The organism is Paraburkholderia sp. Ac-20347 (assembly GCF_017104805.1).
Classification (GTDB): Bacteria; Pseudomonadota; Gammaproteobacteria; order Burkholderiales; family Burkholderiaceae; genus Paraburkholderia; species Paraburkholderia tropica.
This window is the reverse complement of the sequence record NZ_JAAGPN010000180.1, coordinates 1-16,405: the sequence shown is the minus strand read 5'-3', so window position 1 is coordinate 16,405 and position 16,405 is coordinate 1. Positions and strand designations below refer to the sequence as shown.

The following is a 16,405-nucleotide window of genomic DNA, read 5'->3' as shown; positions in this document are numbered from 1 at the left end:
CCCGGCAGCGTGGCCGCATCGGACGGCGCCGGGCCCGCGCCCGGCGCCCCGAGCGACGAAGCCGTCTTGCCGCCCGCGAAGCATTCCCACGTGAGCGTGCCGCCCTGCACGGTGCCTTGCGCGAGCGCGACGCGCGCCGTGGGCGCTTCCGCGTTGTCGGGCAACGACGGCACGAGCACGAGCGTGTTGCTGCCGTCGGGCGCGATGCGCGTGGTGAAGCTCACGGTGATCTGTCCGGTTGCGTCGTCCACCAGCACCGAGGTCACGTTGCGCGTGCCCGGCGGCGCGGTGTAACCGGCGTCGAAGGCGTTGCCGCTCGCGGCGTTCTCCGCCACCGCGAGGCGCGCCGCGGCCGCGAGCGCGAGGCCTTCGCCCACGCGGCTGCGCGCGAGGTAGTCCTGATAGGCGGGAATCGCATACGCCGCGATCACGCCGACGATCGCGAGCACGATCATCAATTCGATGAGCGTGAAACCGCGCGCGGCGCAGGTGCGTACGAAGCGGATGAAGCGCGTGACCGGCGTGAATCGATGGAATCGATCGAATGGAGCGAATGGCGCAAATGGGCGGCCAGCCAGCGCGTCGCGCGCGAAGGCCGTTGAGGCAAGCAGGGAAACGATCATCGTCAGGGCTCCTGAAACGGGAAACGCCTGCCACCGAAGGGTGAACAGGCGTTTCGATCGTATCGGCGAGACCTCGCGCGGTGCAGTCGGCCAGATGGCTTAGGCGCGGCGCTGTCGGTGCGTACTGTCAGCGGCTATTGTCAGCATCAGCCGACAAAGGCAGCGCGCACACGCGCCCCATCCTCAATGCGAGCCCTGCGCGCGCCGCGCGTTGCGACGCCTGAGCACATGGCCGAGCACCACCACGAACACCGCGCCCGCCACGCACATGCCGTATTCGGCGAGCGGCGTATCGAGCAGCGGCCAGCGGTCGCCGGCCGGATCGTTGACGATCAGCCCGCCCGCGATCCAGCCGAGCAGCGCCGCGCCCAGCGTGACGATCACCGGATAGCGGTCGAGCAGTTTGAGCACGAGCTGGCTGCCCCAGACGATCAGCGGAATGCTGACCATCAGCCCGAAAATCACCAGCGCGATGCGATGACGCGGATCGGCGGCTTCGGCCGCGCCCGCGATGGCCACGACGTTGTCGAGGCTCATCACCGCATCGGCGACGATGATGGTCTTGATCGCGCCGAGCAGCTTGTCGGAGGGCTTCACGTCGGCATGTTCGAGATGCGACGGCGCGAGCAGGCGCACGCCGATCCACAGCAGCAGCAGCCCGCCCGTGAACTTGAGCAGCGGCACATTGAGCAGCACGACCGCGAAGGCGATCAACACGACGCGCAGCGCGATCGCGCCGACGGTGCCCCAGAGAATGCCGCGCAGACGCTGCTGCGCGGGCAGATCGCGGCACGCCAGCGCGATCACGACGGCGTTGTCGCCACCGAGCAGAATGTCGATGACGATGATCTGGATGACAGCGCCCCAGTGGAGCGTCGCGAAGAATTCGAGCATGAATGCGGGAAGTCGGGTTGCGCGCGCCTGAAAACCGCGCGCCAAATAAAAAAGCGAGGCCGCCATGACTGGCTCCCTCGCTTTTGTTCGGAAACCTCGTGAAAGGATTCCGCAAGCATAGCAAAAAACGCCAGCGCCCCGCGCATACGTGATGCGCGCGACGCCGCGTTATCTGCAAATTACAGCACCGACTTCAGCAGACGGCCCATTTCCGACGGGTTGCGCGTGACCTTGATGCCGCACGCGTCCATGATTTCCAGCTTCGCTTCGGCCGTATCCGCACCGCCCGAGATCAGCGCGCCGGCGTGGCCCATGCGCTTGCCCGGGGGCGCCGTGACGCCCGCGATGAAGCCGACGACCGGCTTCTTCATGTTGCCCTTGATCCACTCGGCTGCCGTCGCTTCGTCCGGACCGCCGATTTCGCCAATCATGATCACGGCGTCCGTATCCGGATCGTCGTTGAACATCTTCATGACGTCGATGTGCTTCAGACCGTTGATCGGATCGCCGCCGATACCGACTGCCGACGACTGGCCGAGGCCGAGTGCGGTCAGCTGGGCAACCGCTTCGTACGTCAGCGTGCCCGAACGCGACACGACGCCGATGCGGCCCTTACGGTGGATGTGACCCGGCATGATGCCGATCTTCAGCTCGTCCGGCGTGATCGTGCCGGGGCAGTTCGGGCCGAGGAGCAGCGTCTTGCGGCCTTCGCGGCGCATACGGTCCTTCACTTCGATCATGTCGCGCACGGGAATGCCTTCCGTGATGCAGATCGCGAGATCGAGGTCGGCCTCGACGGCTTCCCAGATCGCTGCGGCTGCGCCCGCGGGCGGCACGTAGATGACCGACACGGTCGCGCCCGTGGCTTCCTTCGCATCACGCACGTTCGCGTAGATGGGAATGCCTTCGAAGTCTTCGCCGGCCTTCTTCGGGTTCACGCCCGCGACGAATGCTTCGCGGCCGTTGGCGTATTCACGGCAGGCACGGGTGTGGAACTGACCGGTCTTGCCGGTGATGCCCTGCGTGATGACCTTGGTGTCTTTGTTAATCAGAATCGACATGTATTGACCTCTGTTCGCTTGGCGCGATGCGTCGCGTCTTCCGCACGGATGCGGAATTCGCGCCGGCACGCACGCCATTCGTATCCGGTGAAAATTACTTGCCTTCGGCAGCCGCGACAACCTTCTGCGCGGCCTCTTCCATGCTGTCCGCCGAGATGATCGGCAGGCCCGAGTCGGCCAGCATCTTCTTGCCGAGGTCCTCGTTCGTGCCCTTCATGCGCACGACGAGCGGCACCTTCAGGTCAACGGCCTTCGATGCAGCGATCACGCCTTCCGCGATCACGTCGCAGCGCATGATGCCGCCGAAGATGTTCACGAGGATCGCCTTCAGGCCCGGATTCGTCAGCATGAGCTTGAACGCTTCCGTGACCTTCTCGGTCGTCGCGCCGCCGCCCACGTCGAGGAAGTTCGCCGGTTCGCCGCCGAACAGCTTGATCGTGTCCATCGTGGCCATCGCGAGGCCCGCGCCGTTCACCAGACAGCCAATGTTGCCGTCGAGCGAGATGTACGCGAGGTCGAACTTCGACGCTTCGATTTCAGCCGGATCTTCTTCGTCCAGGTCGCGGTAAGCGACGATTTCCGGATGACGGAAGAGCGCGTTCGAATCGAAGTTGAACTTGGCGTCGAGTGCGGTGACCGTGCCGTTGCTCGACACGTTCAGCGGGTTGATTTCGGCCAGCGACGCGTCGGTTTCCCAGAATGCCTTGTACAGGCCTTGCAGGATCACGCGAGCTTGCGGAATCGACGCAGCCGGCACGCCGATCTTCGCGGCGAGGTCGTCGGCTTGCGCGTCGAGCAGGCCCGTGTTCGGATCGACGATGACCTTGTGGATGAGCTCCGGATGCTTCTCGGCCACTTCCTCGATGTCCATGCCGCCTTCGCTCGAACCCATCAGCACGATCTTCTGCGAGACGCGATCGACGACGAGGCTGACATACAGTTCCTGCTTGATGTCGGCGCCTTCTTCGATCAGCAGACGGTTGACCTTCTGGCCTTCCGGACCGGTCTGGTGCGTGACCAGTTGCATGCCGAGGATCTGGCTCGCGTATTCGCGCACTTGATCCAGCGTCTTGGCAACCTTCACGCCGCCGCCCTTGCCGCGGCCGCCCGCGTGAATCTGGGCCTTGACGACCCACACCGGACCGCCCAGCTCTTCAGCGGCCTTGACCGCGTCATCCACCGAGAAAACCGGCGTGCCGCGCGGTACCGCGACGCCGAACTTCCGGAGGATTTCCTTACCCTGGTACTCGTGAATCTTCATGCGTGATTCCCTTCAGTCTGAGAGTTGGAGTGAACTTCGTTTCCGCTGTTGTTATTCATGCGCGACGGCGTCGGCCTTGCCCTCTCGGCCCGGGCCCAGGTCTTCGCGCACGCTGGCGACGTCCGCGCCACGCTCTTTCGAACGCGGCACGTGTCCGTACCAGCGCGGATAAAACTGCTTGACCGCTTCACCGTCGAACCGCAGCGCGTGGCAGCGGCCGAGCTGGAAAGGCGGTTGTTCACCGGCGGCTTCGCCGTCGGCGGTCTTGCCGAATTCCGGTCCGGACGCTTCGCCCGGAGAACCGTTAGAAGAATCCCACACTGCTCCGACAAACGCCTGGATAGCGGCCGTCGGCAACACGCCCAACATTTCGGTGAGATGCGTGCAGCCAGCCGTGCCGGCGAGGAGCCGGCCCGCTTCGCGGCGGAAGTTCTGGAGGAGATTGAGCCCGATAAGGGCCCGATAGGCAGGATTGGCGTTCTGGCACTGACCGTCGTAAGGCACCCAGTCGGACGACGCGTGAGCGTCGACGACATTGAGCTTGCGATCGATCGTGATGCGGAGCCAGAGTTCATGGATCGGCAAACCGTTGGGCCGGACACCGGATGCAAGCGGCACGTCGCGTGACTTATGATCCGTCAGACACGCGTCGATGTCCCACAGGCCGTCCTCGCGCTCATAGGCGACCGCCCTGATCGCGCGCTGATGACGCAACTGACGGGGCGCTGGCGGGGGAAGCGGCATGCGTTGGTAAGACCGGATTGGAAAACTTCTCGAGTTTAGCATACCGGGTATTTGAGACAGCAGCGATCTCGCTGGCCCCATGCGCCGCGGATATCAAGCTATTTTTGAGCCAGGCGGTTCAATTTTCCAGCTAATCGCCTTCGAAGCCGCCCTCGAAGCCTTTGAGAATTTTGCCGATGATCGACATCGAAAAACCGCGCGCAGCGAGAAAACGCGCCTGACGCGCGCGCTCGGCGGGCGTCTCGGGCAACTGGCCGTACTTCTTCTTCCAGACGGCGCGGGCGCGCACAAGTTCCGTCTCGCGCAACTGCGTGCTCACTTCCTCGATGAGTTCCTCGCCCACCGCATGACGTTTGAGTTCGCTGACGATGCGTCCCGCGCCGACCCGTGAGGCGCGGCGATAAACGACGCTTTCGGCGAAGCGCGCGTCCGAGAGCCAGCCGTCGCGCTCGAGCGTGTCGAGGAGTGCCTCTAGTTCATCGGCGTTTTCGGTGTACGCCATGAGCTTGCGCGAGAGTTCCGCCCGGCTGTACTCGCGACGCGAAAGGTAGCCGAGCGCGCGGCCCTTGAGCGAGCGCTCGGGACGCTGGCGACTGTTGGCGGCGGCGTTGGCCTTGCGTGCGGCGCGCATCGTGGATGTGCGCTCGTAGCCGTCGCCGCCGTCTTCGAGCGCTTTTTCTACCGCGCGCGCCCTGTCGTGCGCGTCGAACGATTCGCGCTCGTCGACTTCGTCGCGGCGGGCGGTGGGACGAGCGAACGACTGCCTGGCCGCGCGCGGTGCGCGGCGCGCTTCGGAATCCGATAGGGAGTCAGATGAGGATTCAGGTGCAGATGCGCGGCGCACAGCAGTCGGTTCAGACGATGGCGACGAGGGAGCGATGGCGCTACCGGCATCGACGGGCGCGTCGAAAAATGCCTCGAACGGCACTTCGAACACCGCGCCGCCTTCGTCGTCGAGATCGGGCGTGGAGGAATGGGACAAAAGTTGAGGCTCGGAATGCACAAAGCCGCGATCGCCCGAATGGGCGTCGCGGCTTTGCGAGGTAGTACCAGATGAAACTCGGGCGAATTCCCCGGAATGATCGGGGGCGGATCCGGACGCAGACCCAGAAGCAGACCCGGAAGCGGAAAGGGAGCGCCGATTCGCGCCCCGCGCACCACTGCTGGCTTCACGCAGGTGCTCCGCCTCGCTCGAAGTCGAGGACGAAGCCTTCGCGGCCTCAGACGGCGCCGAGGCGAACCCGCGCTTGCGCATCACAGTCGTGCCACCTCGTGCCACCCTTTCCGGGCCCGATTCAGAACTTATTCTTCGTCTGCGATTTCGACTTCGCCGGTGTCGGCAACACCGTCCGGCATGGCGTTCACGCCAAGCGATTCGCGGATGCGGTTTTCAATCTCGCGGGCGATGTCTGCGTTTTCGCGCAGGAATTCGCGTGCGTTGTCCTTGCCCTGACCAATGCGTTCGCCGTTATAGCTGTACCACGCACCTGCCTTGTCGACGATCTTGGCCTGCACGCCCAGGTCGATGATTTCGCCCTGACGCGAGATGCCTTCGCCGTAGAGGATGTCGAACACGGCTTCGCGGAACGGCGGCGAGACCTTGTTCTTGACGACCTTCACGCGCGTTTCGCTGCCGATGACTTCGTCGTTCTTCTTGATCGAACCGATACGACGAATGTCCAGACGCACCGACGAGTAGAACTTCAGCGCGTTACCACCGGTGGTGGTTTCCGGATTGCCGAACATCACGCCGATCTTCATACGAATCTGGTTAATGAAGATCACCATGCAGTTCGTCTTCTTGATCGTGCCGGTGAGCTTGCGCAGCGCCTGCGACATCAGACGCGCCTGCAGACCCGGCAGCGAGTCGCCCATTTCGCCTTCGATTTCAGCCTTCGGCACGAGTGCCGCGACCGAGTCGATGACGATCATGTCGATCGAGCCCGAGCGCACCAGCGCGTCGGTGATTTCAAGCGCCTGTTCGCCCGTGTCCGGCTGCGAGATGAGCAGTTCCGGCACGTTCACGCCGAGCTTCGCGGCGTACTGAACGTCGAGCGCGTGTTCCGCGTCGATGAACGCCGCCGTGCCGCCGAGCTTTTGCAGCTCTGCGATCACCTGCAGCGTGAGCGTGGTCTTACCCGACGATTCCGGACCGTAGATTTCGACCACACGGCCGCGCGGCAGGCCGCCGACGCCGAGCGCGATGTCGAGACCGAGCGAGCCGGTGGACACCACCTGAATGTTTTCGACCGCATCGCCGTCGCCGAGTCGCATGATCGACCCTTTGCCGAACTGCTTTTCGATCTGCGCGAGCGCGGCAGCCAGCGCCTTGCCCTTTTCAGCAGTCAGCCCAGCCGAGCCTTTCTTGCTATCTTCCATGAATCGTCCTTTGCTATGATGAACGGCGTCTCGTGACGATGCGGGCGTGCTTTTGCACACACACGCATGAACGCAGACACTGTATAAAAAAACAGTGGTTTTGGCAAGCGCGTTTTCACACGCTTTTTCGTACGCGCCAGCCCAAACCGCAAATTGACCAGGAGACCGCCGCGCGCCGCCCGCCCCTCGTGCGGCAGGGCACAGGCGCGGCGAGGCCTGACTCGACGCAGGCGCATCATGCGAATTCTCATTGCCGAAGACGACAGCATACTCGCGGATGGTCTGGTCCGATCACTCCGCCAATCGGGCTATGCCGTCGATCACGTGCCGACCGGCGTGGACGCCGATACGGCCTTGTCGATGCAGTCGTTCGACCTGCTGATTCTCGATCTCGGCCTGCCCAGAATGACGGGCCTCGAAGTGCTGCGCCGTTTGCGCGCGCGCAATTCCAACCTCCCCGTCCTGATCCTCACGGCCGCCGACAGCGTCGATGAACGCGTCAAAGGACTCGACCTCGGCGCCGACGATTACATGGCCAAGCCCTTCGCGCTCAACGAGCTCGAAGCGCGCGTGCGCGCACTCACGCGGCGCGGCGCGGGCGGCGGCCCGACCGTCGTGCGCCACGGCGCGCTCGCCTTCGATCAGGTCGGGCGCGTCGCGCGCATCAACGAGCAGGTGCTCGATCTGTCGGCGCGCGAACTCGGCGTGCTCGAAGTGCTGCTGCAACGGCTCGGGCGGCTCGTCTCGAAGGAACAGCTCGTCGATCACCTGTGCGAATGGGGCGAGGAAGTCAGCAACAACGCGATCGAGGTCTACGTGCACCGCCTGCGCAAGAAGCTCGAAGCGGGCGGTGTGCGCATCGTGACCGTGCGCGGCCTCGGCTACTGTCTCGAGAAGGAAGCGAACGGCGCGAAGGACGCCGGCGCGGTCAGTACGGCAGGCGCATCGACGGCAGCGCCCGCGATGCCCGCCAGCCACTACTACAAGTAAGCGCGCACCATCATGGCCGGGCCCGCGCGCCCCGCGCCGACCGGCGCCACACCGCCGGCCGCGCCGGCGCGCAGGACGACCGCCGCCAACAAAGACACGCTCAACAGCGCCGCGCGCGACGCCCGCTACGCCAATCCGTTCGCCCCGCCCGACGAAGCCGAATCCGCCGACGCCGGCGACAAGCGTCCGCGCTCGCTGTTCGGCGAGATTCTCGACTGGATGCTCGCGCCGCTGCTGCTGCTCTGGCCGATGAGCATCGCGGTGACGTATCTGGTCGCGAAGTCAATCGCCAACGGGCCGTTCGACCGCGCGCTCGAAACCGACGCCTACGTGCTCGCGCGCCAGATCCATCCGGTCAACGGCGTGGCCGAACTCTCGCTGCCCGATTCCACGCGCGACTTCCTGCGCGCCGATAACGTCGACAGCGTCTATTACCAGGTGCTCGGCACGCGCGGCGAACTCGTCGCCGGCGACCGCGACATGCCGCTGCCGCACGACGACGACCGCCCGTCGCCGGGCCTCGTCGAGTTCCGCGACGACACGCTGCACGGCATCGACATCCGCGTCGCCTATACGACGGTCGAGCCCACGCATCTGAGCGGTGGGCAGCCCGTGCTGGTTCAGGTCGCCGAAACGCTCGACAAGCGCCGGGCGCTCGCCAACGACATCATCAAGGGCGTGATCCTGCCGCAGTTCGTGATTCTGCCGCTCGCGATCCTGCTGGTCTGGTTCGGGCTCTCGCGCGGCCTCGCGCCGCTGCACGCGCTGCAGTCGAACATGCGCACGCGCCGCCCCGACGATCTCTCGCCGCTCGAAGCGCGCCGCGCGCCGCCCGAAATCGAGCCGCTCGTGACCTCGTTCAACGACCTGCTCACGCGCCTCGAACAGAACATGCAGCTGCAAAAGCGCTTTATCGCCGACGCCGCGCATCAGATGAAAACGCCGCTCGCGGGTCTGCGCACGCAAGCCGAACTCGCGCTGCGCCACGACGCGCCCGCCGAGGTGCATCGCTCGCTCGAACAGATCGCGACGAGTTCGGAGCACGCCGCGCGGCTCGTCACGCAGCTGCTCGCGCTCGCGCGCGCCGAAAACCGCATGACGGGGCAGATTTTCCAGCCTGTCGATATCGCCGACGCGGCGCGCCTCGCGGTGCGCGACTGGGTGCAGCCCGCGCTCGCCAAGCGTATGGATCTGGGCTACGAAGGCCCCGACAATCCGGGCGCGGACGAGCGTGAAACGGCGGAAAACGCGCCGGATAACGCGCCCGTGCTCGTCGACGGCAATCCGGTGATGCTGCGCGAAATGCTCTCGAACCTGATCGACAACGCGATCCGCTACACGCCCGCAGGTGGGCGCATCACCGTGCGCGTGCGGCCCGAACCGGCGGCGCGCGCCGTGCATCTGGAGGTGGAGGACACCGGCATCGGCATTCCGGCCGCCGAGCGCGAGCGCGTGCTCGAGCGCTTCTATCGCATCCTCGGGCGCGACGGCGACGGCAGCGGTCTCGGCCTCGCGATCGTGCGCGAGATCGTGACGATGCACGGCGGCGCGCTCACCATCGACGACAACGTCTATCAGGACTCGCCGCGCCTCGCGGGGACACTCGTGCGCGTGACGCTCGCGATGCGCGGCGCAGTCTGAACGTCGATTACGACGCCGAAACTGACGGCATCAGGTGAAATCCTGGGCGTCAGGCGGGATGGGACTTTCCCTTAGCGGCGCGCTACCAGGCAACACATGGAATTTAGATTTAATGAATTTAGCGAGACGTTGAATTCATATTAATTACTTTTGCGCGACGTTATCTCACGCAAACAGCCTCACCGGCCCACTCACCCGCCCCACCCGCTCGTCAGAACCCCGTAAGTTTCCGTTCGAATAATGCATCGCAGGACCGCCGCGACCGCGACTGCGGGGCGGCCCCACACGCATATCAAAACTGGAGACATCTATGGCAACCGTTGGCGGACAAGTCTCGCACGCGCCGATGACCAAGGACGAAAAACGCGTGATCTTCGCGTCGTCCCTCGGCACCGTGTTCGAGTGGTACGACTTCTATCTGGCCGGCTCGCTCGCGGCCTTCATCAGCAAAAGCTTCTTCTCGGGCGTGAACCCCACGGCGGGCTTCATCTTCACGCTGCTCGGCTTCGCGGCGGGCTTCGCCGTGCGTCCGTTCGGCGCGATCGTGTTCGGGCGTCTGGGCGACCTCGTCGGCCGCAAGCACACGTTCCTCGTCACCATCGTCATCATGGGTCTGTCGACCTTCGTGGTCGGCTTCCTGCCAGGCTATGCGTCGATCGGCATTGCGGCGCCGGTGATCTTCATCCTCATGCGTCTGCTGCAGGGCCTCGCGCTCGGCGGCGAGTACGGCGGCGCGGCGACCTACGTCGCCGAACACGCACCGCCCGGACGCCGCGGCTTCTACACCGCCTGGATCCAGACGACCGCCACGCTCGGCCTGTTCCTCTCGCTGCTCGTGATCCTCGGCGTGCGCACGACCGTCGGCGAGGAAGCGTTCGGCGCCTGGGCCTGGCGCGTGCCGTTCGTCGCGTCGATCCTGCTGCTCGCGGTCTCGGTCTGGATCCGTCTGCAACTCGACGAATCGCCGGCATTCAAGCGCATCAAGGCCGAAGGCAAGATCTCGAAGGCGCCGCTCTCGGAAGCGTTCGGCCAGTGGAAGAACCTCAAGGTCGTGATCCTCGCGCTGATCGGCGTGACGGCGGGCCAGGCCGTGGTCTGGTACACGGGCCAGTTCTACGCGCTATTCTTCCTCACGCAGACGCTCAAGGTCGACGGCGCGAGCGCCAACATCCTGATCGCGCTGGCGCTGCTGATCGGCACGCCGTTCTTCCTGTTCTTCGGCTCGCTGTCGGACAAGATCGGCCGCAAGCCGATCATCATGGCCGGCTGCCTGATCGCCGCGCTGACCTACTTCCCGCTCTTCAAGGCGCTCACGCACTACGCGAATCCGGCGCTCGAAGCGGCCACGGCGCGCGCGCCGATCGTCGTGATCGCGAACCCCGACGAGTGCTCGTTCCAGTTCAACCCGGTCGGCACGTCGAAGTTCACGAGTTCGTGTGACATCGCCAAGAGCGCGCTCTCGAAAGCCGGCCTGAACTACTCGAACGTGGCCGCACCGGCGGGCACGCTCGCGCAGATCAAGGTGGGCGACACGACCATCGACACCTTCGACGGCAAGGCGCCAGGCGCGAAGGAAGCCGGCGCGGCGTTCGACAAGACGCTCTCGGGCGCGTTGAAGAACGCGGGCTATCCGCTCAAGGCCGACCCGGCGCAACTCAACTGGCCGATGAGCGTAGTGGTGCTGACCATCCTCGTGATCTTCGTGACGATGGTGTACGGGCCGATTGCGGCGATGCTGGTGGAGATGTTCCCGACGCGCATCCGCTATACGTCGATGTCGCTGCCCTATCACATCGGCAATGGCTGGTTCGGCGGCTTCCTGCCCGCGACGGCGTTCGCGATCGTGGCGGCGCGAGGCGATATCTACTCGGGCCTCTGGTATCCGATCATCATCGCGCTGGCGACCTTCGTGATCGGCATGCTGTTCGTGAAGGAGACGAAGGACTCGGATATCTACGCGCAGGATTGATTCTGTGTTGATCCGGCCGATTTAGCCCCGGCCCGGTGGTCTCGAAAAAAGTTGAAGATAGTGCTTGACAGACCTCAGGGCCACCCGCATAATCTCTCTTCTTAGGCGAATTAGCTCAGCCGGTTAGAGCGACGGAATCATAATCCGCAGGTCCGGGGTTCGAATCCCTGATTCGCCACCAAATGCGAAAGCCGCTGTCCCACAAGGACAGCGGCTTTTTCTATTCCCGCGCCGCTTTTTCAGACTTCGCGCTGCATCTTGCTCAGCGCGAAGCCCAGCCCCTCATCCCCCGCTCTTCCCCCGCTTCGCCACATACATCGCCTGATCCGCGTGATCGAGCAGCCGCGTCATTTCCAGGCCGTCTTCCGGCAGCACTGCCACGCCCACGCTCACGCCCAGTTCGATCGTCTGTCCTTCGAATTCGAACGGCTCGCCGACCTTCTCGCGAATCCGCCGCGAATACCCTTCCGCGTCGCTGCGGCCATCGATACCCGGCAAGATCATCGCGAATTCGTCGCCGCCCACGCGCGCGGCCGTATCCACGCGGCGGCTGTTGCTCGCGATGCGCGCCGCCGTCTCCCGGATCGCCGCGTCGCCCGCGCGATGGCCGTAGCGATCGTTGATCGGCTTGAGTCCGTCCATGTCGAAGTTGAGCACGCCCAGGCCGCCCTCCGATCGCACCGCCAGATCGACCGACTGACGCAGACGGTCGTAGAACAGCGCGCGGTTCGGCAGGCCGGTGAGCGCGTCGTGCGTTGCGCGCAGATAGAGTTCGCTCGTTTCGTGGCGCGCGGCGTGGAACATCGCGGCTGCGATCAGGCCGGACATCAGCGAGAGCGTTTCGATGTCGTCGTCGTCGAAGGCGCCGACTTCGGGCGCCACCACCTTCAGCACGCCCACGGTCGCATCGAGATGCTTGAGCGGCGTGACGATCATCGAGCGCAGGCCGACGCGGCGGCACGCTTCGCGGTCCACGCGCGGATCGGCTTCGGAGTCGTCGCAGCGCAGGATTTCGCCGCTGCTCACGCACAGCCCGGAGAGGCTCGATTCGCGCGCGAGGCGCAGGCCCAGCATGCCGGCCACGCTGCCCGACGCCGCGCGATAGACCATCTCGCCGCCTTCGGCGAGTTCGACGGCCGCGCCTTGGGCGCCGGTCAGATGTTCGGTGCGTTCGGCGACGAAGGCCATCACGCCGCCGAGGTCGAGGCCGAGTCTCGCGATATCGGATTGCGCGCGGATGATTTCGAGGAGCGTGGCGTTGTCGAGCCGAGGGCCGCCGAGGTCGTTTTTCATGGCGTCAAACGTTTGCGTATAGGCCCTTTTCGCGCGGATCGACGCGCCACGGGCGGGACGCGCAAGCATAGCAAACTCATGCGTCGACGCTGAGCGTTGTCTTTTTACGCGCCGTTTCGGCTCAGCCTTCGATGCGCTCGCGCGTCAATCGCAGCAGCGCGGCCATCGCTTCGCGCGCCGTATTGGCGTCGCGCCGCGCGATCGCGTCGAACACTTTCGTGTGATCCGGCAGCGCCGCGTTGAACACATCGGCGCGCTTGGCGTTCACGCGCAACTGCCCTTCGAGCGTGCGCTCGATCAGCGTGCCGAGCGGCACCAGCAGTTCGTTGCGGCAAGCGGCGAGCACGGCCAGGTGAAAGCGCAGATCGGCGCGCACCCATTCGTCGACGTTGCGCGCGTCGGTCATCGCGGTGTGGGCGTCGGCGAGATCGGCGAACGAGACGGCGTCGTGCGCGCCGGCCGCGAGCTGCGCGGCGTAAGGCTCGATCATCTCGCGCATTTCCTGCAGCTTGAGCGCGAACGCGAGCGGCGGCGCGACGCGCGCGTACCAGTCGAGCACGTCGGCGTCGAGCAGGTTCCACGCTTCGCGCGAGCGCACGCGCGTGCCCACCTTCGGCCGCGATTCCACGAGCCCTTTCGAAGTGAGCGTGCGCAGCGCCTCGCGCAATACCGTGCGGCTCACGTCGAAGCGCTCCATCAGGTCCGCTTCGCGAGGCAGCGTCGTGCCGGGCGCGTAGTCGCCGCGCAGGATCGCGCTGCCAAGTTCGAAGGCGACGGTGCCGTGCAGATCGCGCTGAATGACGTTCTCCTTGTATTCGCAGGGGACGATCGCCCAGATAATGGGAACCGATGCAAAATAATACTATTAATAGCACTTAAAGGCGAATTTTGCAGTAGCATGTGCTCCGAGACGCGCCGGGCCCGCCGCTCGCGCCGTGCGCCCATCGAACCGTTCTGGAGACACCGCATGAAAATCACCAAGCTCGAAACCTTCGTCGTGCCGCCCCGCTGGCTCTTCCTCAAGATCGAAACGGACGAAGGCATCATCGGCTGGGGCGAGCCCGTCGTCGAAGGCCGCGCGCACACGGTTGCCGCCGCCGTCGAAGAACTGTCCGACTACCTGATCGGCAAGGATCCGCTGCTGATCGAAGACCACTGGCAGGTGATGTATCGCGCGGGCTTCTACCGCGGCGGCCCGATCACGATGAGCGCGATCGCAGGCGTCGATCAGGCGCTCTGGGACATCAAGGGCAAGCATCATGGCGTGCCGGTGCACGCGCTGCTCGGCGGTCAGGTGCGCGACAAGATCAAGGTCTATTCGTGGATCGGCGGCGACCGTCCGAGCGACGTCGCGAACAACGCCCGCGCCGTGGTCGATCGCGGCTTCAAGGCCGTGAAGATGAACGGCTCGGAAGAGCTGCAGATCATCGACACCTTCGACAAGGTGCAAGGCGTGATCAACAACGTCGCGGCCGTGCGCGAGGCCGTGGGCCCGAACGTCGGCATCGGCGTGGATTTCCATGGCCGCGTGCACAAGCCGATGGCCAAGGTGCTCGCGAAGGAACTCGATCCGTTCAAGCTGATGTTCATCGAAGAGCCCGTGCTTTCGGAGAACGTCGAGGCGCTGCGCGACATCGTCAACCAGACGAGCACGCCGATCGCGCTCGGCGAGCGTCTCTACTCGCGCTGGGATTTCAAGCACATTCTCGCGGGCGGTTACGTCGACATCATTCAGCCCGACGCTTCGCACGCGGGCGGGATCACCGAATGCCGCAAGATCGCGTCGATGGCCGAGGCCTACGACGTGGCGCTCGCGCTCCACTGCCCGCTCGGTCCGATCGCGCTCGCCACCTGTCTGCAGATCGACGCGGTGAGCTACAACGCGTTCATCCAGGAGCAGAGCCTCGGCATTCACTACAACCAGGGCAACGACCTGCTCGACTACATCAAGAATCCGGAAGTCTTCAAGTACGAAGACGGCTTCGTGTCGATTCCGCAGGGTCCGGGTCTGGGCATCGAAGTGAACGAGGAGAAGGTGCGCGAGATGGCGAAGGTCGGTCATCGCTGGCGCAATCCGGTGTGGCGTCACGAGGATGGCAGCGTCGCCGAGTGGTGATGTGTGCTGGCGCACAGATCGCGGCGCGATCATGCCGTCGATCGACGTTGATCGTCGATGATCGCGCGCTTCGCGAAGCGTGCATCCGCGATACACACAGCGCGCGTCACCTGCGTTACGTGACGTGTTTCGCGCGCCACGTTTCAGCGCCGTAACGTTTCAGCCCGGTTTGGGCCCGCCACGCCGCGTCTCGCCTTCGGGCGGTCGCGGCGTTCGTCGTTTTCGCACATAGCGCACGTGTTCGCGTGTGTCGCTAAAGCCTTGGCGCGCAAGGCAAAAACATCGCATCGTCGGCATCGCGTTCGCGGCGCGCGGCGCACCAGGCGCAATACTGAGTCGCATTGGCCTGCTCCTTGCTGAATCCCCTGTACGACAAATCCAACGATACGGGGATACACATGGACGCGATGCTGCCCGACTACCTGATCCGAGAGCAGGCCGCCGTAGGCGCGCTCGTCACTTTCGGCCTGATGCGCGTGATCGCCGCCGCCGTCGCCTGCACGCGCGGCTGGCGCATTCTCATGGTCGAACAGAGCTTCATTGGGTTCGCGGTGCTCTGGTGCCTGCCGCAGCTCTTCGACCTGATCGCGCATCCGTCATCGGTGCTTGCGCTCGCGGAACTCGAAGGCAAGGCGATCGGTTGCGCGATCGCCCTGTTCTTCTCGCCGATTCTCAGTCATCGGCTCGGCTACGAATAAGCGCGATCACGCGCGCGAGGGCGGCGTGTTTCAGCCCTGCAACACGTAGCCCGGCACGCTATGACCGAGCACGGCCGCGATCACGAGGATGGCCATCATCACGAGCGCTTCGAGATGCAGCACGTTGACGAAGCGGCGCGCCGCGCCCGTCGACGCGGCGCGCCGCAGCTCCGGCATCACCATCACGCGGTTGACGCCGCCGAGCGCGAGTGCGAGCGCGACCAGCACGAGCTTGGCGAGCAGCACGCGGCCCCACTCGCTGCCCGTGAGCGCATCGAGCGAGCCGCCGGTGCCGCGCAGCGCGTTGAACACGCCGGTCGCGAGCACGAGTCCCACCACGAACAGCGCGACGTTCGAGAGCTGGCCCGCCGTGCGGATCAGCACGCCGCGCGCCGTCGACGTACCCAGCGCCGGCAACACTGCGAGACCACCCGCCATCACGATGCCGCTCCATGCGCTCGCGCTCAGCACGTGCAGCGTGTGCAGCCCGAGCGCGGCCGAGGCGAAGCCCGCATCGGCCGCGTGACCGAGACCCGCGCGACCCGCGGCGACGGCGATCAGCGCGAGCCACAGCACGCCGTCGCGCACCGGGCTCGCGCCCGCGAACGCGGCGAGCAGCACGACGAGCGCGCCGCCGAACGCCACCGACCACGCGTGTCCCACGTGCGTCTGCGAAAGCACGGTCGGCACCACACCGAACGACGCGGGCAAGGTCTCGCCGCTGATCGACGCACTA

General features: G+C 65.2%; 15 protein-coding genes and 1 tRNA gene. 6 read left to right on the top strand and 10 right to left on the bottom strand.

The annotated features are described in order from the left end of the window. The 7 genes from G3N97_RS27050 to recA form a co-directional block, all read right to left on the bottom strand. Positions 1-623 (bottom strand): pilin (locus tag G3N97_RS27050; RefSeq protein WP_205996096.1); only part of this gene is annotated, 623 nt, incomplete at its 3' end. Between the two features lie 183 nt (positions 624-806). Beyond that, positions 807-1,517 carry a TerC family protein gene (locus tag G3N97_RS27045; RefSeq protein WP_205996100.1) on the bottom strand — a complete coding sequence of 237 codons (711 nt, stop codon included), beginning with the start codon at positions 1,515-1,517 and terminating at the stop codon, positions 807-809. Positions 1,518-1,696: 179 nt separating this feature from the next. Beyond that, on the bottom strand, positions 1,697-2,578 hold the full coding sequence (gene sucD / locus G3N97_RS27040; RefSeq protein WP_065059314.1) for a succinate--CoA ligase subunit alpha: 882 nt from the start codon (positions 2,576-2,578) through the stop codon (positions 1,697-1,699). A gap of 94 nt (positions 2,579-2,672) precedes the next feature. Next, positions 2,673-3,839 carry an ADP-forming succinate--CoA ligase subunit beta gene (gene sucC / locus G3N97_RS27035; RefSeq protein WP_065059315.1) on the bottom strand — a complete coding sequence of 389 codons (1,167 nt, stop codon included), beginning with the start codon at positions 3,837-3,839 and terminating at the stop codon, positions 2,673-2,675. 51 nt (positions 3,840-3,890) lie between these two features. Then, positions 3,891-4,583, bottom strand: a complete 693-nt coding sequence (locus G3N97_RS27030; protein WP_065059316.1) for a DUF2889 domain-containing protein — start codon at positions 4,581-4,583, stop codon at positions 3,891-3,893. 130 nt (positions 4,584-4,713) lie between these two features. Next, complete coding sequence (recX, locus tag G3N97_RS39645; RefSeq protein WP_346778121.1) at positions 4,714-5,841, bottom strand: recombination regulator RecX; 1,128 nt, start codon at positions 5,839-5,841, stop codon at positions 4,714-4,716. A 44-nt stretch (positions 5,842-5,885) separates the two neighbouring features. Continuing rightward, entirely contained in the window at positions 5,886-6,962 is a 1,077-nt protein-coding gene (gene recA, locus G3N97_RS27020; RefSeq protein ID WP_065059317.1) for a recombinase RecA, read from the bottom strand. Positions 6,963-7,199: 237 nt separating this feature from the next. On the opposite strand from recA, the gene G3N97_RS27015 reads away from it, so the two are divergent. The 4 genes from G3N97_RS27015 (at position 7,200) to G3N97_RS27000 (ending at position 11,743) form a co-directional block, all read left to right on the top strand. After that, complete coding sequence (locus G3N97_RS27015; RefSeq protein WP_205996095.1) at positions 7,200-7,952, top strand: response regulator transcription factor; 753 nt, start codon at positions 7,200-7,202, stop codon at positions 7,950-7,952. 12 nt (positions 7,953-7,964) lie between these two features. Further along, complete coding sequence (locus tag G3N97_RS27010; protein WP_205996094.1) at positions 7,965-9,593, top strand: sensor histidine kinase; 1,629 nt, start codon at positions 7,965-7,967, stop codon at positions 9,591-9,593. Positions 9,594-9,903: 310 nt separating this feature from the next. Continuing rightward, positions 9,904-11,562, top strand: coding sequence for an MFS transporter (locus tag G3N97_RS27005; RefSeq protein WP_205996093.1), 1,659 nt, complete (start codon positions 9,904-9,906; stop codon positions 11,560-11,562). A gap of 104 nt (positions 11,563-11,666) precedes the next feature. Then, positions 11,667-11,743: transfer RNA gene (locus G3N97_RS27000), tRNA-Met, on the top strand. Positions 11,744-11,844: 101 nt separating this feature from the next. Here G3N97_RS27000 and G3N97_RS26995 read toward each other — a convergent pair. Continuing rightward, positions 11,845-12,855 carry a sensor domain-containing diguanylate cyclase gene (locus G3N97_RS26995; RefSeq protein ID WP_241030850.1) on the bottom strand — a complete coding sequence of 337 codons (1,011 nt, stop codon included), beginning with the start codon at positions 12,853-12,855 and terminating at the stop codon, positions 11,845-11,847. A 121-nt stretch (positions 12,856-12,976) separates the two neighbouring features. Next, a complete protein-coding gene (locus G3N97_RS26990) occupies positions 12,977-13,684 on the bottom strand; it encodes a FadR/GntR family transcriptional regulator (RefSeq protein WP_346778122.1) in 708 nt (235 codons plus the stop codon). A gap of 138 nt (positions 13,685-13,822) precedes the next feature. Here G3N97_RS26990 and dgoD point away from each other — a divergent pair, with 138 nt between their 5' ends. Together dgoD and G3N97_RS26980 are read left to right on the top strand one after the other, a co-directional pair. Then, positions 13,823-14,971, top strand: a complete 1,149-nt coding sequence (gene dgoD / locus G3N97_RS26985; RefSeq protein ID WP_065059323.1) for a galactonate dehydratase — start codon at positions 13,823-13,825, stop codon at positions 14,969-14,971. Between the two features lie 398 nt (positions 14,972-15,369). Beyond that, positions 15,370-15,669 carry a hypothetical protein gene (locus tag G3N97_RS26980; RefSeq protein ID WP_205996097.1) on the top strand — a complete coding sequence of 100 codons (300 nt, stop codon included), beginning with the start codon at positions 15,370-15,372 and terminating at the stop codon, positions 15,667-15,669. A gap of 30 nt (positions 15,670-15,699) precedes the next feature. Here the strand turns inward: G3N97_RS26980 and G3N97_RS26975 are convergent. Then, a partial coding sequence (locus G3N97_RS26975; protein ID WP_205996091.1) for a CopD family protein occupies positions 15,700-16,405 on the bottom strand: 706 nt, incomplete at its 5' end.

Coding starts and splice junctions, on each gene's coding strand:
- G3N97_RS27045 (WP_205996100.1), bottom strand. CDS start 1,517: ATGCTCGAATTCTTCGCGACGCTCCACTGGGGCGCTGTCATCCAGATC.
- sucD (WP_065059314.1), bottom strand. CDS start 2,578: ATGTCGATTCTGATTAACAAAGACACCAAGGTCATCACGCAGGGCATC.
- sucC (WP_065059315.1), bottom strand. CDS start 3,839: ATGAAGATTCACGAGTACCAGGGTAAGGAAATCCTCCGGAAGTTCGGC.
- G3N97_RS27030 (WP_065059316.1), bottom strand. CDS start 4,583: ATGCCGCTTCCCCCGCCAGCGCCCCGTCAGTTGCGTCATCAGCGCGCG.
- recA (WP_065059317.1), bottom strand. CDS start 6,962: ATGGAAGATAGCAAGAAAGGCTCGGCTGGGCTGACTGCTGAAAAGGGC.
- G3N97_RS27015 (WP_205996095.1), top strand. CDS start 7,200: ATGCGAATTCTCATTGCCGAAGACGACAGCATACTCGCGGATGGTCTG.
- G3N97_RS27010 (WP_205996094.1), top strand. CDS start 7,965: ATGGCCGGGCCCGCGCGCCCCGCGCCGACCGGCGCCACACCGCCGGCC.
- G3N97_RS27005 (WP_205996093.1), top strand. CDS start 9,904: ATGGCAACCGTTGGCGGACAAGTCTCGCACGCGCCGATGACCAAGGAC.
- G3N97_RS26995 (WP_241030850.1), bottom strand. CDS start 12,855: ATGAAAAACGACCTCGGCGGCCCTCGGCTCGACAACGCCACGCTCCTC.
- dgoD (WP_065059323.1), top strand. CDS start 13,823: ATGAAAATCACCAAGCTCGAAACCTTCGTCGTGCCGCCCCGCTGGCTC.
- G3N97_RS26980 (WP_205996097.1), top strand. CDS start 15,370: ATGGACGCGATGCTGCCCGACTACCTGATCCGAGAGCAGGCCGCCGTA.